Source organism: Lentzea aerocolonigenes, assembly GCF_000955955.1.
Taxonomy (GTDB): Bacteria; Actinomycetota; Actinomycetes; order Mycobacteriales; family Pseudonocardiaceae; genus Lentzea; species Lentzea aerocolonigenes_A.
Genome location: NZ_JYJG01000433.1, coordinates 1 through 20,571, shown reverse-complemented (window position 1 = coordinate 20,571; position 20,571 = coordinate 1). Strand labels below are relative to the sequence as shown.

The 20,571-nt window shown below is 69.1% G+C and carries 23 protein-coding genes and 1 pseudogene; 11 read left to right on the top strand and 13 right to left on the bottom strand.

Going from position 1 to position 20,571, the window contains the following annotated elements; all coding sequences use genetic code 11:
* Nucleotides 1-26 precede the first annotated feature (26 nt).
* Together UK23_RS42375 and UK23_RS42370 are read right to left on the bottom strand one after the other, a co-directional pair.
* Complete coding sequence (locus UK23_RS42375; protein ID WP_045317467.1) at nt 27-317, bottom strand: DUF1905 domain-containing protein; 291 nt, start codon at nt 315-317, stop codon at nt 27-29.
* Between the two features lie 14 nt (nt 318-331).
* On the bottom strand, nt 332-868 hold the full coding sequence (locus tag UK23_RS42370) for a hypothetical protein (RefSeq protein WP_052685527.1): 537 nt from the start codon (nt 866-868) through the stop codon (nt 332-334).
* An 85-nt stretch (nt 869-953) separates the two neighbouring features.
* Between UK23_RS42370 and UK23_RS42365 the strand changes: the two genes are divergently transcribed.
* The 4 genes from UK23_RS42365 to UK23_RS42350 are packed head-to-tail and all read left to right on the top strand — an operon-like array spanning nt 954 to nt 4,708.
* On the top strand, nt 954-1,505 hold the full coding sequence (locus tag UK23_RS42365) for a TetR/AcrR family transcriptional regulator (protein ID WP_045317466.1): 552 nt from the start codon (nt 954-956) through the stop codon (nt 1,503-1,505).
* 5 nt (nt 1,506-1,510) lie between these two features.
* Nucleotides 1,511-3,661: an MMPL family transporter gene (locus tag UK23_RS42360; RefSeq protein WP_045317465.1), complete on the top strand. Its 2,151-nt coding sequence runs from the start codon at nt 1,511-1,513 to the stop codon at nt 3,659-3,661.
* A 46-nt stretch (nt 3,662-3,707) separates the two neighbouring features.
* Nucleotides 3,708-4,310, top strand: coding sequence for a hypothetical protein (locus tag UK23_RS42355; RefSeq protein ID WP_045317464.1), 603 nt, complete (start codon nt 3,708-3,710; stop codon nt 4,308-4,310).
* Nucleotides 4,307-4,708: a hypothetical protein gene (locus UK23_RS42350; protein ID WP_045317463.1), complete on the top strand. Its 402-nt coding sequence runs from the start codon at nt 4,307-4,309 to the stop codon at nt 4,706-4,708. Before UK23_RS42355 ends, UK23_RS42350 begins: the two co-directional genes overlap by 4 nt.
* Here the strand turns inward: UK23_RS42350 and UK23_RS42345 are convergent.
* The 4 genes from UK23_RS42345 to UK23_RS42330 all read right to left on the bottom strand — a co-directional run bounded on the left by UK23_RS42345 (nt 4,651) and on the right by UK23_RS42330 (nt 8,253).
* Entirely contained in the window at nt 4,651-4,983 is a 333-nt protein-coding gene (locus UK23_RS42345) for a DUF6292 family protein (protein ID WP_156213782.1), read from the bottom strand. The two genes, UK23_RS42350 and UK23_RS42345, sit on opposite strands and share 58 nt — an antisense overlap.
* A 61-nt stretch (nt 4,984-5,044) precedes the next feature.
* Nucleotides 5,045-5,986, bottom strand: a complete 942-nt coding sequence (locus UK23_RS42340; protein WP_045317461.1) for a sporulation protein — start codon at nt 5,984-5,986, stop codon at nt 5,045-5,047.
* Nucleotides 5,987-7,015, bottom strand: a complete 1,029-nt coding sequence (locus UK23_RS42335; RefSeq protein ID WP_045317460.1) for a hemolysin family protein — start codon at nt 7,013-7,015, stop codon at nt 5,987-5,989.
* A complete protein-coding gene (locus tag UK23_RS42330) occupies nt 7,012-8,253 on the bottom strand; it encodes a hemolysin family protein (RefSeq protein ID WP_231114926.1) in 1,242 nt (413 codons plus the stop codon). The genes UK23_RS42335 and UK23_RS42330 overlap by 4 nt, the downstream gene beginning before the upstream one ends.
* A gap of 106 nt (nt 8,254-8,359) precedes the next feature.
* Here UK23_RS42330 and UK23_RS42325 point away from each other — a divergent pair, with 106 nt between their 5' ends.
* From UK23_RS42325 to UK23_RS42310, 4 genes are all read left to right on the top strand, one after another.
* Complete coding sequence (locus UK23_RS42325) at nt 8,360-8,755, top strand: MerR family transcriptional regulator (protein WP_045317459.1); 396 nt, start codon at nt 8,360-8,362, stop codon at nt 8,753-8,755.
* Between the two features lie 94 nt (nt 8,756-8,849).
* Complete coding sequence (locus tag UK23_RS42320; protein ID WP_052685525.1) at nt 8,850-9,266, top strand: Rieske (2Fe-2S) protein; 417 nt, start codon at nt 8,850-8,852, stop codon at nt 9,264-9,266.
* Between the two features lie 63 nt (nt 9,267-9,329).
* Nucleotides 9,330-9,758, top strand: a complete 429-nt coding sequence (locus UK23_RS42315) for a YybH family protein (RefSeq protein ID WP_045317458.1) — start codon at nt 9,330-9,332, stop codon at nt 9,756-9,758.
* Nucleotides 9,759-11,462: a dihydroxy-acid dehydratase gene (locus UK23_RS42310; protein ID WP_045317457.1), complete on the top strand. Its 1,704-nt coding sequence runs from the start codon at nt 9,759-9,761 to the stop codon at nt 11,460-11,462.
* Between the two features lie 47 nt (nt 11,463-11,509).
* Here UK23_RS42310 and UK23_RS42305 read toward each other — a convergent pair whose 3' ends face one another.
* The 5 genes from UK23_RS42305 to UK23_RS42285 are packed head-to-tail and all read right to left on the bottom strand — an operon-like array spanning nt 11,510 to nt 15,030.
* Nucleotides 11,510-11,695, bottom strand: coding sequence for a hypothetical protein (locus UK23_RS42305; RefSeq protein ID WP_045317469.1), 186 nt, complete (start codon nt 11,693-11,695; stop codon nt 11,510-11,512).
* A gap of 58 nt (nt 11,696-11,753) precedes the next feature.
* A complete protein-coding gene (locus tag UK23_RS42300; protein ID WP_156213781.1) occupies nt 11,754-12,275 on the bottom strand; it encodes a class F sortase in 522 nt (173 codons plus the stop codon).
* On the bottom strand, nt 12,275-13,009 hold the full coding sequence (locus UK23_RS42295; RefSeq protein WP_156213780.1) for a DUF4397 domain-containing protein: 735 nt from the start codon (nt 13,007-13,009) through the stop codon (nt 12,275-12,277). The genes UK23_RS42300 and UK23_RS42295 overlap by 1 nt, the downstream gene beginning before the upstream one ends.
* Nucleotides 13,010-13,052: 43 nt before the next feature.
* A complete protein-coding gene (locus tag UK23_RS42290; RefSeq protein WP_045317455.1) occupies nt 13,053-13,916 on the bottom strand; it encodes a PfkB family carbohydrate kinase in 864 nt (287 codons plus the stop codon).
* A 28-nt stretch (nt 13,917-13,944) separates the two neighbouring features.
* Nucleotides 13,945-15,030 carry a glycosyltransferase gene (locus UK23_RS42285; protein ID WP_045317454.1) on the bottom strand — a complete coding sequence of 362 codons (1,086 nt, stop codon included), beginning with the start codon at nt 15,028-15,030 and terminating at the stop codon, nt 13,945-13,947.
* Between the two features lie 97 nt (nt 15,031-15,127).
* Here UK23_RS42285 and UK23_RS42280 point away from each other — a divergent pair, with 97 nt between their 5' ends.
* The 3 genes from UK23_RS42280 to UK23_RS42270 are packed head-to-tail and all read left to right on the top strand — an operon-like array spanning nt 15,128 to nt 19,550.
* Nucleotides 15,128-17,038, top strand: a complete 1,911-nt coding sequence (locus UK23_RS42280; protein WP_231114925.1) for a PEP/pyruvate-binding domain-containing protein — start codon at nt 15,128-15,130, stop codon at nt 17,036-17,038.
* The gene (locus UK23_RS42275; RefSeq protein ID WP_045317452.1) at nt 17,035-18,204 is read left to right on the top strand and encodes an MFS transporter; all 1,170 of its coding nucleotides are present in this window, start codon (nt 17,035-17,037) and stop codon (nt 18,202-18,204) included. The genes UK23_RS42280 and UK23_RS42275 overlap by 4 nt, the downstream gene beginning before the upstream one ends.
* Nucleotides 18,201-19,550 carry an ATP-grasp domain-containing protein gene (locus tag UK23_RS42270; protein WP_045317451.1) on the top strand — a complete coding sequence of 450 codons (1,350 nt, stop codon included), beginning with the start codon at nt 18,201-18,203 and terminating at the stop codon, nt 19,548-19,550. Before UK23_RS42275 ends, UK23_RS42270 begins: the two co-directional genes overlap by 4 nt.
* Here UK23_RS42270 and UK23_RS42265 read toward each other — a convergent pair.
* Together UK23_RS42265 and UK23_RS53275 are read right to left on the bottom strand one after the other, a co-directional pair.
* The gene (locus UK23_RS42265) at nt 19,525-20,274 is read right to left on the bottom strand and encodes a hypothetical protein (protein WP_045317450.1); all 750 of its coding nucleotides are present in this window, start codon (nt 20,272-20,274) and stop codon (nt 19,525-19,527) included. The two genes, UK23_RS42270 and UK23_RS42265, sit on opposite strands and share 26 nt — an antisense overlap.
* A gap of 24 nt (nt 20,275-20,298) precedes the next feature.
* Nucleotides 20,299-20,571: pseudogene (locus tag UK23_RS53275) on the bottom strand (transcriptional regulator); the annotation flags it as partial.

The window sequence follows — 20,571 nt, the reverse complement described above, 5'->3', positions numbered from 1 at the left end:
GGTCAGCGCGACCTGACGAAGTACTACTAGACGACCTCGACCGTCACCTCGACGACATCCCCTGCTTCGATGGCGTTCTTCTTGCGCACTGCGGCCTTGATCGGCAGCACGTAGCAACCGGACTGCTTGTCCGGGAACACCGACGTCGACCAGTTGCTCGCGCCCACCCCGACCCTGACCTTGACGGCGCCGAAGCCGGCTCCCGGCGTGGCGATGTCGCGGATCTGGTCCGAGACGTCCTCGGGCAGCGTGACGAAGGTCCAGGTGTCCATGCGCCTGGCGTCCCAGACCCACAGCTCCGCGTCGAAGACGAACATCCCCTGATTCTCCGTCAGAGCGGCGCGCTGATGTGGAAGTGCTCGTCGAACCGCGCGGCCAGCCGCTCCCCCAGCCCGTCCGGCGCCCACCGCCGCACCAGATCGAGGAATCCGAGCAAGTCCTGCCGCACGCCCTCGAGGAGTCGAGGCAGGTCCGCCACCGGGATCTCACACGCGAGAGACTCCGGACGTTCGGCGTCCTGCGAGAGCCTCACCACGTCCGCGGCGAACTCCACCCCGGGCTCCGGTGAGTGCCCGAGCCACGGCGCCTTCCCGCCGAGCAGTTCACCCCAGTTGCGCCAGCTCTCCAGTCCGGCGCAGCAGCCGGGCTTGATCTCCGCGCCGCTCCCGGTGTCCCGCACCTCCAGCCCGCCGGCCATGAGGATCATCTCCTCGTCCAGCAACGCGCGAAGCATCTCCGGACTGAAGTCCTCGTCTTCGCCGTACTCGGCGATCGCTACGAGCGCCGCGCCGACCTCGTGTCGCGTCATCCGTCCGGACAGTTCGAGGTAACCGCCCGTGACTTCCAGGACTGCACGCATCTCGATCACTCATCCATTGTGGTGACGAACGCCACCGACCAAATCGGTCGGTAAACCTACCGAACCGGTCGGTAAACGCCGTAAAGTCTTCGACATGCCACGACCGCCCAGGACCGGAGTCGACGAGAAGATCCTCGACGCCGCCGCCGCGCTCTTCGCTCGGCACGGTTTCGAGCAGACGTCGCTCAAGACGCTCGCCGATGCCGTCGGCCTGTCCAAAGCCGGTCTGCTGCACCACTTCCCGAGCAAGGAAGCTCTCTTCGAAGCGGCGTGGGAGCAGAGCCGCGTGCTGAGCAGGCACGTGGCCGACCAGGTCGCGCCACTCGAACCAGGCCCGGCACGGGAGCGCCGGGCGCTGGAGCTGCTCACCGACATCGCGCTCGACCGGCCTGGCCTGGTGGCGTTGCTGTTCCGCTCGATGACCGCGCCGGGCGAGGACCCCCAGCAGGCGCAGGACGAGCTGCTGCTCAACGAGATGTTCGTCATCGAACCCGAGAAAGAACTGGCCCGCGCGATCCGCATCGTCGGCGCCCTGAGCGCCATGGCCGTGCTCACCCTCCTGGCCAACCAGGAAGGCGACAAGACCACGTGGCGCCCCTTGATCCTCGCTACCTGCTACGACGCACTCGGGCACCGGGAGGCCTGACCATCATGGCGAAACTGCTCTACCGACTCGGCAGAAGTGCGCACAAGCACCGGCTCGCGGTCGTGCTCATCTGGTTGCTGGTGCTCGTGGGTGCCGGGGTGGGCGCGTTCACGCTCGGCGGTGAGACGTCCAACTCGATGTCGATCCCCGGCCAGGAGTCGACGACGGCGCTCGAGCGCATCCAGGACAAGTTCGGCTCCGGCGAGACCGCGACGGCACGAGTGGTGATCAAGGCCCCGGACGGCCAGAAGCTGCCCCAGCACGTCAAGGCGATCACCGACCTGGTCGCCGACGAGTCCGCGCTCAAGGGCGTCAAGCAGGCGACCAACCCGCTCGACCCCGCCGCGCCGAGCGTCAACAAGGACGTCAACGTCGGCTACAGCACCGTCACCTACGACGTGAAGCCCGGTGAGGTCACCGACGAGCAGCGCGCCGAGCTCACCAAAGCCGTCGACAAGGCGCGCAACGCGGGCCTGACCGTCGAGATCGGCGGCACCGCGATGCAGCAGACGCCGCACGTCGGCGGGCCCACCGAGGCCGTTGGTGTCGTGCTGGCGCTCGTGATCCTCGCGCTGACCTACGGCTCGCTCGTGACCGCGGGCATGAACCTGCTCTCGGCCGCCATCGGCGTCGGCATCGGCACGCTCGGCATCACCATCGCGTCCGGGTTCATGGACCTGCAGTCGACCACGCCGATCCTCGCGTCGATGCTGGGTCTCGCGGTCGGCATCGACTACGCGTTGTTCATCATCAACCGCTACCGCCAGGAACTGCGCCGCGGCTCGGACGTCGGCCACGCCGTCGCCACCGCGGTCGGCACGGCGGGCTCCGCGGTCGTCACCGCCGGTCTCACCGTCGTCATCGCGCTGGTCGGCCTCGCGATCGCGGGCATCCCGTTCCTGACGCAGATGGGCGTCTCGGCCGCGGCCACGATCGTCGTAGCGGTGCTGATCGCCGTCACGCTGGTGCCCGCGCTGCTGAGCATGCTCGGCCGCCGCGTGCTGACCCGCAAGGAGCGCTCGCAGACCAGCTCCGAGCCCAAGGACCGCGGTGTGATCCGCGGCTGGTCGAAGGCCGTCACCCGCAACCGCGTCGTCGCACTGCTGCTCAGTGTCGTGGCGCTCGGCATCGTCGCGATCCCGGTGGCCTCCATGGACACCACGCTGATCCAGAAGCCGCCGGCCAACTCCACGCAGGAGCGTGCCGACCACATCCTCGCGCAGGGCTTCGGCGAGGGCTTCAACGGACCGATCCTCGTGCTCGTCGAGGGCAACGGCGCCGCCGCGACCGCCACAAAGGTCGCCGAGCCGCTCGCCAAGCTGAACGACGTCGCCCTGGTGACGCCCGCGCAGCCGAGCCCGGACGGTTCCGCCGCGCTGGTCACGGTCATCCCGAAGTCCGGCCCGGACAGCACCGCCACCGAGCAGCTCGTCGCCGACCTGCGCACCGAGCTGAAAACTCTCGACGGTGGCAAGGCCTACGTCACCGGTGCCACCGCGGTGAGCGTCGACGTGGCCACGTCGCTGGACCGCGCGCTGCCGATCTACCTGGCCGTCGTCGTGGGTCTGGCGCTGGTGCTGCTGATCCTGGTGTTCCGCTCGCTGCTCGTGCCGCTCGTCGGCGTGCTCGGCTTCCTGCTGACCATCGGCGCGTCGCTCGGTGCCACGGTGGCGGTGTTCCAGTGGGGCTGGCTCGCCGACGCGGTGAACCTCGACAGCACCGGCCCCCTGATCAGCCTCACCCCGATCCTGGTGATCGGCATCCTGTTCGGCCTCGCGATGGACTACCAGATCTTCCTGGTGTCCCGGATGCACGAGGCGCACCACCGCGGCGCCAAGCCGATCGAGGCCATCACCACGGGCTTCCGCCAGGCGGCACCGGTCGTCGTGGCCGCCGCGCTGATCATGTTCTCGGTGTTCGCGGGCTTCGTCCCCGCGGGCGAGGCGACGGTGAAGTCGATCGCGTTCGCACTGGCGGTCGGCATCTTCGTGGACGCCTTCGTGGTCCGCATGGTGCTCGTGCCCGCCGCGCTGGCCCTGATCGGTGAGCGCGCCTGGTGGCTGCCGAAGTTCCTGCGCTGGCTGCCGGAGCTCGACGTCGAGGGCACCGCGCTGGAGGAGATCGAGAACGAGAAGCGCGAGCCGGTCACCGTCTGACCGAATCCGCTCACCAGTCCGTCATGTCCGTGGTCTGATCGCGGGCATGGCGGACTTCTCGCAGGAAGACCTCGACGAGCTCATGGGCGATGTGCTCGACGGTGGCGCGGACGAGGAGAGCGTCGCCGCACTCCCCCAGCTCGCTTCCCTCGTCGACGACCCCGAGCTGGGACGACAGGCCGTGGCGCTCGCCGGCGCGATCATGGCTTCGGGTGCCGCACGAGACGAGCACCTGGCGAACATCTTCCTCGCCGCGTCGAACCGGCTTCTGCCCGAGGCCGACGACTACTACGCCTACCTCCTGGCCGGACAGCTGGCGTTCGAAGGCACGAAGCACTGGCCGCGGCTGGCTCAAGGCCTGGACCTGCGCTACTACGACGTCCCGTGCCCGTCGTGCGGCACGAACATCTCGCTGGTGTTCGAGCTGGCCATCGCGAAGGCCTCGTACATCGACGACATCGGCGACACGAGCCCGTTGCAGCCGCTCGACGCCGACGCGCTCACAGGCATCGCGCGCAGGCTGTACGACACCGCCTCAGCACACGGCCGGGAGAGGGTGATGGAGGCGATCCGGTACATGTTCGGCCGGGCGACGTGTCCGCTGTGCGCGACGGAGTTCACCGTCTCCGACCAGGTCCTGGGCTCGTGACGGCGCTGGGTGAGCTCGCGGATCTCGCGGAAGGTCCGTTGCTGCCCGGCGCCGACGACGCCATGTACCTGCTGGAATGCGTGCTCGTGTTCGAGGGTGTGGCGTACTGGGCGGACGACCTCGCGTGGGCGGTCGCCGGCGAGGAGTACTGCCTGCCGTGTCCGGGGTGTGCGGCGGAGCTGGTCGTCTACGACAAGGCGTGCACCGACGAGACCGGCGGGTCACGCCCGCTCGTCCACGCTGATCCCCGACGGCTCACCGGCATCGGTCGCAGGCTGCACGACACCGCGATCGGCCACGGCCGGCAGCACGTGGCGGAGGGGATTCTGCGGCTGTTCGGTCAGGCGACGTGCCCGCTGTGCGCGACGGAGTTCTCCGTCGCCGGCCGCGTGCTCTGAAGCCGCCGGACCCACCAGGCAACGGTGCGGGGCGGCGGTTCGACGCCTCCGCCCAGGTGGGCCACGACGGTCAGCTCGGTGCCGCCGGGTTCCTCGACGGCGATCGCCCACCCGTGGCACTCCGTCCACAGCAGAGCGACGTCACGATCGGGGTGGCCGGGCAGCCTGCCGTCGACCGCGATGTACACCCGCAGCGGCTTGTCCCGATCCACACAGGACGACTCGCCGCTCAGGCCGAGCTCGCGCGTGACCCGCCACGCGTACTGCCTCGCCACGCTGTTCACATGGCCCGGCTACCCCGTGGCGGGCCCGGCAATCACTGTTCCGATCCAGGTTTCACTCGCCGAAGTCGCCGAAGTCCTCGAACGCGTCGTCGAGCATCTCGCCCATCACCATGCCGCCGACGACACCCGCGGCACCGGCCGCGACGACCGTGCCCATGCCCATGCCCCGACCGTGGTGACCGCCGTGGTGACCGTGCTGGTCGTAGCCGTGGTGGGCACCGCCGCCGCGCTCGGCCACCTGCGCCAGCCACCCGTTGATCGACGAAGCCCAGTCGGCCACCTGGGCCTCCTGGTGCGACAGCCGGAAGTGCCCGAACGCGTCGCCGCCCGCCGAGAACATGCCACCGCGCCTGTCGGCTTCCAGGATCACGAACAGCTCGTGCGGGGACGCCACGAACGTCAGCTCCACCTGCTGGATGCGGCCGGCGAAGTGGGCCGGCGGGAAGAACTCGATCTCCTGGTAGAAGCCGAGCTCCTGCGGCACGCCGTGCAGACGGCCCGCCTCGACGTCCGCGCTGCGGAAGCCGAAACCGAGCTGCCCGAACGCGTTCAGCACCGCGTCCTGCGACGGGAGCGGGTGGATCAGCACGGGGTCGAGGTCGCCCTTGTCCGGCGCGCCCGCGATCACGAGCTCGGTCCGCACGCCCACGGTCATGCCGGGCAGCTGCGCGCCGCCGACCGCCGTGATCGGGGTCTCCCACGGGATGGGCAGCTGGAACGGGATCGACACCGGCTGACCGGCGGCGACGCGCACGCTCTGCGCCACCACGACCCGCAGGAACTCGGACACGCCGCCGTACTCGTGGTCGCCGTGCTCGACCTCGACGCGCGTGACGAGCGACAGCACGACCTGGCCGATCTCGGCGTCCGCGCTGCCACCCTGGATGCGCACCTGCCCGGTGACGAGCTGGCCGGGCGACGCGTGCGGCGAGTCCAGCACCGTGTCGACCGACGGGCCACCGACGCCGAAGGCGCTGAGCATCCGCTTGAACATTTACCGTTTCCTCTCGCGGGTGTCGGTTTCGTCCTCGAAGTCGCCGATCAGCTCTTCGAGGAGGTCTTCAAGTGCGGCGATACCAACGACATCGCCGTCTTCGACCAACGCCAGCTGCGACCGCTCGGCACGCATCTCCGTCACGGCCTGAGCCACCGGGAGTGACGCGGGCAGCGTCAGCACCGGGCCCATCAACTCCCGCGCCGAAGGGTCGGAACCGCGTGCCGTGGCCCGCATGGCCTCGCGGATGTGCACCAGGCCGACGTAGCGGCCGCGCAGATCGGTGACCGGGAAGCGCGACCGTCCACACTGGAGGCTGCGCCGCTCGATCGCCCGTGCCGTCGTGTGTTCCGTGACCGACGACGTCTGCCCGATCGGCACCATCACCTCGCGCAGCGTTGTCCGCTGAACCTGCAGCATCCGGGTCAGCAGCCGTTGCTGGCCTTCGGGAATCAGGCCGTGCTCCGCGGACTGGCGCAGCAGCATCCGCAGGTCGTCCGGCCGGTGCGCCTGCGCCAGCTCGTCCTGCGGCTCGACCTTCATCAAACGCAGCAACGAGTTCGTCGTCGAGTTCAGTCCACTGAGGAGCCAGCGGACCGAGCGGGCGAACGCGCGGAACGGCAGCGCCAGGATCAGCGCGGACCGCTCTGGGTGCGCGATGGCCCACGACTTCGGCGCCATCTCGCCCACGACCATGTGCAGGAACACCACCAGCACCAGGCTGATCGCGAACGCCACGCCGTACGCGAACGCGTCCGGCAGACCGGCCCACTTGAGCGCCGGTTCCAGCAGGTCCGCGACGGCCGGTTTGGCCAGCGCGCCGAGACCCAGCGTGCACAGCGTGATGCCGAGCTGGGCGCCCGCGAGCATCAGCGACAGCTCACGAACACCCGCCACGGCAGCGCGCGCCGCCCGGGACGTCTCGGCCGCCTGCTCCAGCCGGTGCCGCTTCGCCGCGATCAACGCGAACTCCGCGGCCACGAAGAAGCCGTTCAACGCCAGCAAGATCACCGAGATCACGATGCTCATCGGGACAGCACCACCGTGTCCGGCACGTTGCGCGCCACCGCGGCCACCCGCAGTGTCACGCCGTCCAGCACGACCTCGTCGCCAGCTTCAGGAATGCGCCCCAGCTGGTGCAACACCAGGCCCGACACCGTGTCGTAGGCGTCGTCGACCGGCAGCTCGACGCCGGTGGCGTCCTCGATCTCGTCCAGCCTCATGCGACCCGGCACCCGCCAGTCGTCGCCGACCTTCTCGATCAGGGCCGCGACCAGGTCGTCCTCGTCGTGGATCTCGCCGACCAGCTCCTCGGCCAGGTCCTCCAGCGAGATCACCCCCGCGAACCCGCCGAACTCGTCGACCACGCACGCGAGCTGACGGCGTTCGGACCGCAGCCTTTCCAGCACCGCGGGCAACGGCAGCGTCGCGGGCACGACCAGCGCGGGCGAGGCGATCTTCTCGATGGCCACCGACGAACGCTCTTCCGGCGTCAACGTCAGCACCTCGGCCAGACCGACGATTCCGCGCAGGTCGTCGCGGTCCTCGCCGACCACCGGGAAACGCGAGTTCCCGGTGTCCAGCAACGAGATCACGCGAAGAGCAGGCTCGTCGAACCGTACGGTGTGGACGTTCACGCGCGGCGTCATCGCCTGGTCGGCGACGAGTTCACGGAACCCGATGCCGTGTTCCAGCAGCCGCGTGAGCTCGGGATCCAGGTGTCCCTGCTCCCCCGCGTCCTCGACGATCGCCTTGAGGTCCTCGGGCGTCGCGCCCTGCGGCAGCTCCTCGACCGGCTCGATGCCGGCCGCGCGCAGCAACCGGTTCGCGGCCGCGTCGAACAGCCGGATCACCGGACCGGCGATCTTCAGGTACACCAGGGTCGAAGCGCTCAACGCCAGCGCCAGCCGCTCGGGACGGGCGATCGCGAGGTTCTTCGGCAGCAGCTCACCGAGCACCATCTGCACGAACGTGGCGAACACCAGCGCGATCACCATCGAGAACGGCACGCCGAGGCCGGTACCGAGCAAGGGCTCGGCCACATAACCGACGAGCAGCGCCGTCACCGTGATGCCGAACTGGGCACCGGAAAGCATGAACGAGAGCTTCTGAGTCACGCGGAGCGCACGCCCGGCGGCCTTCGAGCCGGCCTCGGCGAGCTGCTGCAGACGGCCGCGATCGACCGCCATGTACGCGAACTCCTGAGCGACGAAATACCCCGTGGCGATCGTGAGCACCACGATGGCGAGCAAGCCGGATGCGATCAACAAGACGCACCCGGCCACGTACTACAGCCGTCTATGTCGGCTTCATCAGGCATACTCCAACAGTAGCACGTAGCACTGTACGGTTTAGGGACGGAGGTCGCCTGTTTTGTCCGAATCACTGCTCAAGATCGGCGAGCTCGCCGCCCGTGCCGGGGTCAGCATCCGCACCGTCGACTACTACACGACCCTCGGCCTGATCAGCCCCGCGCAGCGCACCGCGAGCAACTACCGCCTCTACCGCGCCGACGACGTGGAGCGCATCCACCTCGTGCAGCGCCTGGAGATCCACGGCCTGCCGCTCGAAGACATCGCGAGGGCGTTCACGGCAGGCCCCGCCGACACGGCGAAGGTACTCGGCCAGATCGACACCGACCTGCGCACGCTCCAGGAAGCCGCCGACGCCGCGTCCCCGGAGATGCACGGCCTGCTCGCGGTGATCGCCGGCCGGGTCCACTCACTGATCACCATCGCCTTGCAGCTGCCGCCCGACCTGCCGCTCTAGCCGACGAAAATTCGGGACTCGCCCGGTTCCTCCGCACGCGCCAAGGTGAGGAAGCCGCCTCCGCCGCGCCCGACGTCCGGCAGGAAGTGAGCGCATGGAGCTCCCGAGCACCCCTCAGGTCACCCGTCGCTGTTTCGTCGGCGGCTGTGCCGCGACCGCCCTCACGACGGGCACGGCGACCGCCGACCATCAACCGTGCGGCAAGCTCCCGCCCGGCACCGTCCTCGCGAAGAAGGCCGACGTGCCGCTCAACGGCGGTGTGGTCGTCTACTTCGACGACGAGACATCTGTTGTTGTCGCCCAGCCGAAGAAGGGCACGTACACGGCGTTCGACGCCAAGTGCACCCACCAGGGCTGCATGTGCAGCGAGGTCGACAACAACCTGATCATCTGCTGGTGCCACGACAGCCGGTTCAGCTCGGTGGACGGCAAGCGCAGGTCCGGTCCCGCGAAGAAGCCGTTGCCCCTGATCAGGACCAAGGTCAAGGGGGACGACATCGTCGTGGCCTGAGCCTGCGCGGCGGGGTGCGGAGAGTCATGCTTTCCGGACCGCCGCACGAGAAAGGCCTGTCCCATGAGCTTTCAGGACGAGGTGCTGCCGCTGCTGGAGCGTGACATCGAGAACCTGCACAACGGCGATGTGGAGCCGCGCAAGGAGCTGTGGTCGCACGCTGACCCCGTGGTGTTGTTCGGTGCGCACCTCGGTGCCGTCGGCTGGACCGAGATCGACCGGACGTTCGACGAGGTCGCGTCGTGGTTCCACGGCAGCAGACACCTGGACATCGAGGTGGTGGCCGCGGAGTCGAGCGGCGATCTCGGTTACGCGTGCGCGATCGAACGGTCCGAGGTGGTCGTCGCGGAGGGCAGGACGAAGTCCTACTCGTTGCGCGTCACCACGGTCTTCCGCCGCGAGCACGGCACCTGGCTCATGGTCCACCGTCACGCCAGCGCCTACGACGAGCAGTCTCGGGATACTGTCGGAAGCCTCGGACAGGAGGCTTGAGTGGGGCTGCGCAGCGAACACTGGTACGCGGGTGACGACCGCAACGCCTACATCCACCGCGCTTGGATGCGCCGAGGCACCCCGGACGACGCCTTCACCAGACCGCAGATCGCGATCGCCAACACCGCCTCCGACCTCACCCCGTGCAACGCGCATCTGAACGAGGTCGCCGCGTCGGTCTCGAACGGCGTGTACGAGGCGGGCGGGGTGCCGTTGAACCTGCCCGTGGTGTCGCTCGGCGAGACGAACGTGCGCCCGACCGCGATGCTGTGGCGCAACATGGCCGCGATGGCCGCCGAGGAGATGTTGCGCGCCAACCCCGTCGACGGCGTGGTGCTGCTCGGTGGTTGCGACAAAACGATTCCCGCGCTGTTGATGGCCGCCGCGTCCGTCGACATCCCGGCGGTCGTGGTGCCCGGCGGGCCGATGCTGACCGGCACGTTCCGCGGTGTGCCGCTGGGCTGCGGCACGGACGTGTGGCGGCTGTCGGAGGAGGTCCGCGCCGGGACGTTGTCGCAGGATGCGTTCGCCAAGTCCGAGTCCGCGATGATCCGCAGTCGCGGCCACTGCAACACCATGGGCACCGCGTCGACGATGGCACTGGTCGCGGAAGCGCTCGGCACCATCATCCCGGGCGTCGCAGGCACTCCGGCGCCGGACAGCAGGCTGCTGGAAGCCTCGCACGGCACCGGAAAGCTCATCGTCGAGCTGATCGAGAAAGACCGCAGGCCCAGCACGTTCCTCACGAAGGCCAACTTCCACAACGCGATCGTGGCGCTCGCGGCGATCGGTGGTTCGACGAACGCGGTGGTGCACCTGCTCGCCATCGCCGGGCGCCTCGGTGTCGATCTCACGCTGGACGACTTCGACCGCATCGGATCGGGTGTGCCGCTGCTGGTCGACCTCCAGCCGGCGGGCCGGTTCCTGATGGAGGACTTCCACCGCGCGGGCGGACTCCTGGCCGTGCTGCGGGAAGTGCGCGACCTGCTCGACCCGGAAGCGTTGAGCGTCACCGGGAACCCGCTCGTGGACCACCTCGACGACGCGCCGATCTGGGATCCAGAGGTGATCCGCAGCCGCACCGAGCCGATCATCGCCGAAGGCGGCATCGCGGTGCTGCGCGGCAACCTCGCACCGCGGGGCGCCCTGATCAAACCGGCCGCCGCGTCGCCGAACCTGTTGCAGCACCGCGGAAAAGCCGTGGTGTTCGACAGCATCGAGGACTTCCACGCCCGCATCGACGACCCCGATCTCGACGTGGACGCGGACTCCGTGCTCGTGCTGCGCGGATGTGGCCCGCGCGGCTATCCGGGCATGCCGGAGGTGTCGAACATGCCGCTGCCCAAGAAACTGCTGGAGCAGGGCGTGCGCGACATGGTCCGGATCTGCGACGGGCGCATGAGCGGCACCGCGTACGGCACGGTCGTCCTGCACGTGGCACCGGAAGCGGCCGCGGGCGGGCCGCTCGGGCTGGTCCGGACCGGCGACGTCATCGTGCTGGACGTGGAGAACCGCCGGATCGACGTCGAGGCACCGGACTTCCTCTCACGCGCACCGAGCGAGGCGATGTCGAAGGCGTTCGCGACACCGTCACGAGGCTGGGAACGGCTCTACATCGATCACGTGCTCGGCGCCGACACCGGAGCCGACCTGGACTTCCTGGTCGGCTCCAGCGGCAGCGAGGTCACCCGCGAGTCCCACTGAGACGATCGACCGCCGCGCCCTCGAACTCGGCGTGGGTCGCCCACGGCTCAGGAGTGCGAGTGCTCGTGTTCGTCCGTGTGCGCCGCATCGTGCGTGTGCGTGTGTGAGTGCGTCGCGCCGCCGTGCGAGTGCGTGTGCTCATGTTCGACGTGGGTGTGCGCGTGCGACTCGTGCGGATGCGTGTGCGTCGTGTCGCCGTGGCTGTGCTCGTGAGAGTGCACTCCGTTGGTCATGCGTCGGATGCTGACACGGGTCACAGCGGCGTGCAGTTGTTGCAACCTTCTTGCTGTTTCAGCCTTTGAGGACCGCTTCGACGATCACGTTGTCGCGGTAGCTGCCCGCCACCCGGTCGAAGTCGCCGCCGCACGTCACCAGCCGCAGCTCGGACAACGGCGTCGGCCCGTAGACGATCGCGGTCGGGAACGCGGTCTTCTGCGTGGCGTACCGGTGACTCACGACGAACGTCAGCTTGCTGCCGTCCTCGCGCTCCACCAGAACCTCGGCGCCGGGCTGCAGTTCCGGCAGCCGGAAGAACACACCAGGCCCGGTCTTCGAGTCGACGTGACCCGCGATCACGGCCGGTCCGGCGTCGCCCGGCGCGACCCCCTTGGCGTACCACCCGGCCTTGTCCGAGCGGGTAGGCGGTTCCAGGACGCCGTCCTTGCCCAGTTTCAACGCTTCCAGCGACGTTTCCACGCCGATCGACGGGATCCGCACGGTCACCGGCTCCGGCACCTTCTCCGCGCCCGGATCCTTCACGATGTAGATCAGCGCGACCAGGATCGCCGCGCCCATCACGAGCTTGCCCTTCATCAGCCGAACCGGAAGAGCCTGCCGCGCACCGAGAACATCGCGACGCCCACGATCAGCGCGATGACCAGCGCGGTGAGCCAGTCCCAGCCGCCCGCCATGCCGCCGAAGCCGGTTTCCTGGCCGCCGCCGGGCACGACCTGGGCACCCTTGGCGTCCGTGCGCAGCTCGATGCGGCGCGCGCTCACCAGCAGCGTGTAGACCGCGCCGGACTCGAGCGTCGCCTCCAGCCGCGTGGACTCCTTGCCGCGCTGGGTGATCTGCAGGGCGTCCGAACCGGGCAGCATCACCGCGTAGCCGGTGGTGGAGTTCGCCGGGACGTTGCGGTGCACGAACACGCTGCCGCGCAGCAGGTCCATTTCGGCGTCACCGGCGTTGATCACCCGCAGCCGCGCCTGGCCGTTGGGCGGCAGGCTGACGTCGTCTTCGAGCACCTTCATCGCCGACGCACTGTCGATCACCGTGTACGCCTTGCCCTCGCCCGCCTTCACCAGCACGGACCTCAGCACGGGCGAGGCCGGGTCGGTGCGGAACTCGACCACGTGGTCGCCGGGTTCGACGCGGCGGTAGTCGTAGAGCTGGGCGTAGTCGAGCGTGCCGAGCTTGACGCCGTCGAGGGTGGCCTCGACGCGGGCCTGGTCCATCGAGAAGTGCCCGAGGCGGAGGTACGTGCCGGTCGCGGCGTGCGCAGGGGTCGCCGAGAACAGGAGCAACAGCACGACGGCGAGCACTCGCACGCGGACCTCCCCTCACCGGACGTGACAACGATAACGCGCCTGATCAGAGTCCAGTGAGGTCCGGCCGCCCACCGGGGCGCGCGACCGTGTCCCCGGAGGCCTTCACCGCGAGCCGAGCCGCCTCCTGTGGCCCGTCCCCACGCGTGAGAGCGAACGTCAGCGCCGCCACGAACGAGTCGCCGCCGCCCGTCGTGTCGACCACCTCGACGTCTCCCAGGGGCACCACGAGTTCACCCTCGTCCCACACGAACACGTTGCCGACGCCGTCCGCGGCGAACACCACCAACCCGGGGCCGTGCTCCATCACCACTCGCGCCGCGCTGATCGCCTCGTCCGCGTCCGTGATCTTGCGGCCGGACAGCAGCTCGGCCTCCTGGTGATCGGCCCGCACGACGTCCGCGCGTGCCAGCAGTTCGTCTCGCAGCCGTTCGGGCGACCCGTCGAGGACCACCCGCCCCTCGGCTGCCTGCGCGGCCTTCAGCGCGACCTCGGGTGGTTGTTGCAGCTGCAGCACGACGGTCCCCGCGCGCGTGAAGATCTCCGGAGTTATGTCCGATTCTTCGAGAAGCACGCCGTGCGGGAGGTCTTCGAGGTAGCGCCGGCCGTCGGCCACGAGGTCCACGATCAGGCCGGTCGGACAGTTCGGCCGTCGCACGATCGCGTCGGTGCCGATGCCGTCCGCGGCAGCCCGCGCGATCAGGCGTGCGCCCACGTCGTCGTCCCCGACCACGCCCACGAGCCGCACCGGCGCGCCCAGCTGGGCCAGGCCGACCGCGATGTTCGCGCCCTTGCCGCCGAGCATCTCGCGCCGCTGCCGCACGGGCGCCGTGCCGCCGGGACCTGGCACTTCGTCCACGACGAGGACCAGGTCCCGCGCTATCTGGCCCACCACCACGATGTCGTCCACGGCGGTGGGTTACCCAACTGCGCCGGAGTCAGCCGACCAGGCTCTCCAGCCGTCGCGCCACCGACTCCACCGACGGCATCTCCGCGATCTCCGCCGCCACCTCACGGGACGCAGCGCGCAACGAGGAGTCCGTGAGCAGCCGCGAGATCAGCTCGGCGGACACGTCGTCGCCGCGCGCCGAGATGCCCGCTCCGCGCTCGTCGACCGCAGACGCAGCGGCGAACCGGTCGGAGCCGTCAGGCAGTACCAGTTGCGGAACCCCGCAGGCCAGGGCCGCCAGCGCCGTGCCGGAACCGCCGTGGTGGATCACCGCGTCGGACGTGCGGACCAGCGAGTCCCACGGCACCCAGCCGCACGCCGTCACGTTGGGTGGCAGTCCGCCCAGCGAGCTGATGTCCATGTCCCCCATGACGAGCACGAACTCGGCGGCCACCGAGGCCGCGGCCGTCACCACCCGGTCCAGCGTCGAGAACCCGCCGACCTTGGGCGGCACGGTTCCCAGGGTCACGGCGATCCGCGGACCCGTGCGCGGCGGCACCACTCCGGTTCCGGTGTAGGCACCGGGGCGAAGGGGCCAGCCGCGCGGCTGACCGCCGACCATCGACGGCGGAGCCACGTCCAACGACAGCACCTCGCCCATCGGGACGGACATGTGCTTGACCATCACGTCGTGCAGCGGCGCGATCTCGGTGAAGCCCAGGTCGTGCCGCACGGCGGGAACACCCAGCACCGTGGCGGCCGCGGCGGCTGCCGGGAACAGGTACTCGTAGACGACCAGGTCCGGGCGCCACGACGACGCGAAGGCGGCCACGTTCTCAGCCACCTCGTCGTTCACCAGGGCGGCCAGCGCGACGAAGGCCTCGCGGTCCGCCGAGTTGGTCTCCACGGTGCGCGCCATCTCGGCAGGCAGGCGAGCAGCACCGAGCGCGCGGATCGTCCGGCGCCAGTCGACTCCCGGAGCGGGACCGGCGAACGGGAGGCCGGCCACCAGGGACTCGGCGCCGTCCAGCGACACGACGACGACGTCGTGGCCGGCGTGACGCAGGGCCTGGGCCAGGGGAATCAGCGGGAACAGATGGCCGGCGGCGGGAACACCGCCGAACAAGACGCGCATGACAGCGATTGTCATCTCTTGACCGCAATGAGACAAGGAAAGGAACCAGCTGAGACGTGCTGGCCGCAAACCAGCCGGAGCGAGTATCTTCCGGCGCGTGCAGGAACCCGCGCTGGTCGGTGAACGGCTCACTCTCTCCGCATTCACACAGCTGTCCGGAACATTGAGCGGCTATCGATTCGTGAAGCTGGTGGTGGACCGGGAGACCGGGCTGATCCACTTCATGGACAGCCGGGAGAACCTGTTCCACGTCCGCTACATCGCGGCGCACATCCTGCACATGCCCCCTGACGAGCTGGAACGCCGGCTCGACGAGATCAACTTCGAGGTCTACCACCGCGTGGACCGCCGGTTCTGCCTGGGCATCCTGGCGCTGCACGACCACAGGTTCTTCTCGCTCGAAACGGTCGAAGCGGACACAATGACCGCCGAGATGCTCCAGTACTTCTACGACGAGGTGCACGCGAACGTCGACCAGAGCGTGCCGATCCTGCTGAAACCGGCGAATCATCTGCAGGAAAGTCACGTGGCGAACATTCCCAAGGACGTCCTGCCGCGAATTCTCAGTCATGAGCTTTTCTCAACCAACTCATTCGTCCCGCTCAATCCCGGAACGGCCGAGGGAAGACTCCGGGTGTTCCGGACGGAGCAGGAGTACGAGGAGAACCAGCTCGCCTGGCACGACATCATCGTCATGGCGAAGGTGCCGGACGACATCCCGCGCTTGACAGGGGTTGTCAACGCCGAGCACACCACGCCGCTGTCGCACACGAACGTACTGGCGAGCGGCTGGGGCATCCCGAACGCCATCCAGTTGCAAGCGCTCGACACCCTCGCCCACCTCGACGGCCGCTGGGTCCGCTACACGGTCGACCCCGGCGCGACCGGGATCGGTGTCGAGCCGATCGAGCGGCCGGACACGCGAGAGCCGTCCTGGCTCGCCACCCGCGTCACGATGGACGAGCCGGACCTGGACGACGACAAGATCGCCAACCTCCAGGACCTGAGGTGGCGCGACAGCACGAGGTACGGCACGAAGGCCGCGAACCTGGGCGAGCTGAACGAGGTCGCGCGGAACGGCTCCACCCGCTGGCTCGGCTTCTACCGCATCCCCAGGCCACCGCGCGAGAACCTCCTCCCCTACCTCGAACAGCTCCTCGGCACGCCAGACCTCGACCGAGGCGCGCGAAACCTGTTCCGCGACCACATCCGCATCCCGCGTGGCATCGCGCTGCCGTTCTCACTGCACCAACGGTTCCTGGAAGCGAGCCCGCGCCTGCAGCAGGCCATCGGCAAGCTCAAGCTCGCCCTCGAGCTCGACGCGCCGCAGACCGACGCCCAGTGCGTCGAGCTGCAGCACCTCATCCGCACCGCGAAGTTCCCGGACGCGCTGCTCACCGAGATCGACGACGCGATCATCAAGCACCTTTCCGGCGTCAGCACGTTCGTCGTGCGCAGCTCGTCCAACGCCGAGGACCTCGCCGGGTTCTCCGCCGCCGGCATCTACGAGTCGGTCACGCACGTCAGCGACGCGCGCGGAATCCTCGGCAGCGTCAAGAAGGTCTGGGCCAGCCTCGTCAACGACCGCAGCACCCGGCTGCGCGAGCAGGCCGGGATCTCGCTCGACGACGCCTACATGGGCGTGATCATCCAGGAGCAGGTGCCGTCCGACCGCGGCGGCGTCATGGTCACGACCAACCCGTTGAACCGCAACGACTTCCGCAACGTCTACATCAACGTCGCGAGCAAGGTCACCGACGTCGTCGACGGTGAGGCGCAACCGTCGCAGTACCTGTTCAACACGGTCGAGGGCGGCGGCCGCACGGTGGCGCTCGGTGAGTCCGATGTGGACGAAGCGACCAAGCAGCAGCTGCAGAGACTCGCAACGGCAGGACGCCTGCTGCAGTCCCACTTCTCCCCCGACTACACGTTCGGCCAGCCCGTCGACATCGAGTGGGCCGCCGACTCCCACCACGTGCACCTGCTGCAGCTGCGCCCGTACGCATGACGGTCATCCGCCTGTACAAGGGCTACCAGCTGTTCAACGGCCTGCTGCTGTGGCTGCCGATCTTCTACCTGTACCAGCGCGACATCGGCCTCACCGACCAGCAGATCTTCGGCATCCAGGCCATCTACTACGTCGCGTTCTGCCTGCTCGACGTGCCGACGGGTGTGCTCGCGGACCGCTTCGACTACCGCCGGTTCCTCCAGCTCGGTGCCATCACGCTCACCGCCGCCAACCTGATCCCGGTGTTCGCGCAGAACTACTGGGGCTTCCTCGGCCACTTCCTGCTGGTCGCGCTCGCCTACTCGTTCACGTCCGGCGCCGGCAGCGCGTACCTCTACGAGTACCTGCACCGCACCGGCCAGGACGACCTCTACACGCAAGCCGAAGGCAGCGCCCGCGCCTACAGCCTCACCGGACGCGTCGTCGCGCTGCCCGCCGCCGGTGTCCTGATGCAGTGGCAGTTCACCTCGCCGTACTGGCTCTCCGCCGCCGCAACACTCATCGCGCTCGGCATCGCGTTGAGGCTCCCGCCGCTGCCGCCCGGCGAGCACCACCACGAGAAACTCGCCGTCAAACGTGCCTTCGCCACCCTCGAACGCGATCACTACCTGATGCTGCTGATGGTCCAGGGCGTCGCGATCTTCACCCTGGTCCGCATCCTGCAGGCCAACCTGTTCCAGCCCGTCCTCGACGCGAAACACCTGCCGGTGGCCGGATTCGGCGTGCTCATGGCCGTCACCACGCTGTTCGAGGCACTGGGAGCGGCCCGCCCGAACCTGATCCGCCGAGCCATGAGCGACCTGCGGGCGGTCTTCGTGCTCACCACGGTGATGGCGGTGTGCCTGGCACTGCTGGCGCCGGCCGGGCTCGTCGCCACCATCGCGTGCCTGTGCGTGTTCTCGCTCGCCACCGGCCTGTCGTTCCCGGTCCAGCGGCAGCTCGTCAACGACGCCATCACCGATCCCCGCAGCCGCGCCACGTTGCTGTCCATCGAGTCGCTGATCGACCGGGCGGTGTGCTCGCTGGTGATCTTCCTGCTCGGCGGCTACCTCGCCCGCGGCGCGATGAACGAGTTCCTGGTGCACGCCGCCGCCGCGACGGTGCTGCTGATGGTCGTCGTCGCGCTGTCGATCCGTTTCGTCCGCACGAAGGAGCGCTCAGGATGAGCAAGATCCTCTACTTGTACGTCAAGGGCGGCCCGCCTCTGGAGCACTCGTTCCCGCGCATCGCCGCCAAGGGCGAGCTGCACGTGCTGGCGCTGATGCCGGTACCCGAAGCGGCACAACGGTTCTGCACCGACATCGTCGACGCGCCGGACGCCCCGCGCGGCGAGGAGCTCGTCGAGTTCGTCGCCCGGCACGCGAAGGCGATCGGCGCGGACGCGATCATCACGCTGTCCGAGTTCGCCGTGCTGCTCATCGCCCACGTCGCGGACCGCCTCGGCCTCGCCGGCGCGGGCCCGAACCTGGTGCGAGCGCGCGACAAGCGGCTGATGCGCGAGACCTGGCGAGAAGCGAAGGTGCCGATCCCGGACTTCCGCCGCGTCGAGTCCGAAGTGGACCTGCTTGACGCCCTGACCGCGCTCACCCCGCCGGTCCTGCTCAAACCGGCCTGGGGCGCGGGTTCCGTCGCGCAGCTGGTCCTCAACGCCCACACCGACGTGGCGGAGGCGTGGGCCGAGGTCGCCGACGCGCTCGAACTGGGCAGCCAGGTCGGCATGAACGAGCTCTACGCGCAGGACACCGACGGCGACCTGCTCGTCGAGGAGATCTTCAGCGGCACCACGGAAGGCTGGTATCCGGGGCCGGGCCACGGCGACTACGTGAGCGTCGAGGGGATCGTCGCCGGTGGCGTCTACCACCCGTTGTGCATCACGGCCAGGCTGCCGGCGATCCCGCCGTTCACCGAGGTCGCGAGCACCGCCCCGTGCACTCTGCCCGACCACCTCCAGCGCCGCATCGAGGAGGTGTCGAGAGACGCCGTCACCGCGCTGCAGCTCGACACCTGCGGCACCCACACCGAGATCAAGCTGGGCAAGAACGGCTCGTTGACGCTGATCGAGACCGGCGCGCGGTTCGGCGGCGTGATGATCACGCGGGAGATCGAGGAGGTCTTCGGCATCGACCCGATCGGCATGCTCGTCGACCAACTGCTCGGCCACGAGGTCTTCTACCCTGCCCAGATGCTCACCACCGCGGGCCGCGCGGCGGCGTCGGTCGCGGTCATCCCGACGAACGCCGCCGGCGAACCGTGGAGCACACAACCGTTGTGGCGCCCCGACGACGTCGACTGGTCCGCGATCGTCACGCCGGGCACCGAACTGGAGGAGATCCCGGCCTTCTCGATGCCCAGGAACGAACCGGTCCCGGTCTACGACCCCAGCGGCGGATCCCGGAACTGGCTGGGGCTCTTCGTGGTCACCGCTCCGGACGTGCACCAGCTGCACCGCGACTGCCACGCGATCCTCAACGGCCTGGAGACGGGCCTCAACTCCGCGGGAACTGATCGGTGACGTCCTGCCCGTCCGGCAGCACCGCGAACAGGTCCACCGGCGTGCGTTGCGACACCATCTCCGTGCGGTGCAGACGTTTCAGACGATCGCGGGCAACCGTGACGTCCTGGCGGGAAGCGGACAGCACCAGCACGGGAACCGCGCCCAGCGAGAGGTGCCCGCCGACCCGTTCGGCGTTGCCACGGCCGAACTTGAGCACCTTCCCGTACCGCACCAGGTAGAGCAGGTTCTCCTCGCCACGCGAGTGCTTGAGCCGCGCCACCTCACCGGTCTCGGCGTTGCACCCCCACGTCCCGTGCGACTTGGTCAGCCACCGGAACGCCGTCCACGGCAAACCGTGCATGTCCGTCGCGAGCACGGTCCAGCCGGGCTGGAAGTACTTCGCCAGCCGGATCTTCACGGTCAGCGCGGCGATGAGCTCCGAGTTCTCCCGCCAGGTTCCGTCCAGTTCCAGCCGCCGCGCGATCTTCTGCACGGCCGGGTCCGGCACCGACCTGTCGTCCAGGCACACGAGGCACCGAGTCCGCCAGCCGACGCCGCACGAGCGCGCGACACCGCACCAGCCGCACTGGTAGATCTGCACGTCCGCGCCACCAGGCCGGTCGTGCAGGAGCTTCATCTGGTCCGACACGACCTGCAGGCACGGCGTGCACAAGGCACACCACGCGACCTCGGTGACCTCTTTGCGCGGCAACCGGGTCATGCAGTTGATGCACTGCTTCACTTTCGCCCTCCCCCGCGGGGAAGCCTATTCCAACGCCCTTCGCAGGCGCGAGGAGACGAGTGCGTGACGAGGATCGGTGGCCGGGAGCAGCAGGTGCAGCCGTTCGAGCACCTCGGCGTCCTCCCCGCTGTCCGCGAACGACAGCAGCGAGTCGACATCGCCGCGCTCCAGCACACCCCTGCGCACCGCGGCGGCGAGGTCCGCTCGTTCTTCTCGCACAACGGGTGCGTCCGAACGGGGCAGCAGCTCGCCGCTGTAGTGGCGGGTGGCTCGGCGGGCGTCGCCTGACCTCAGTGT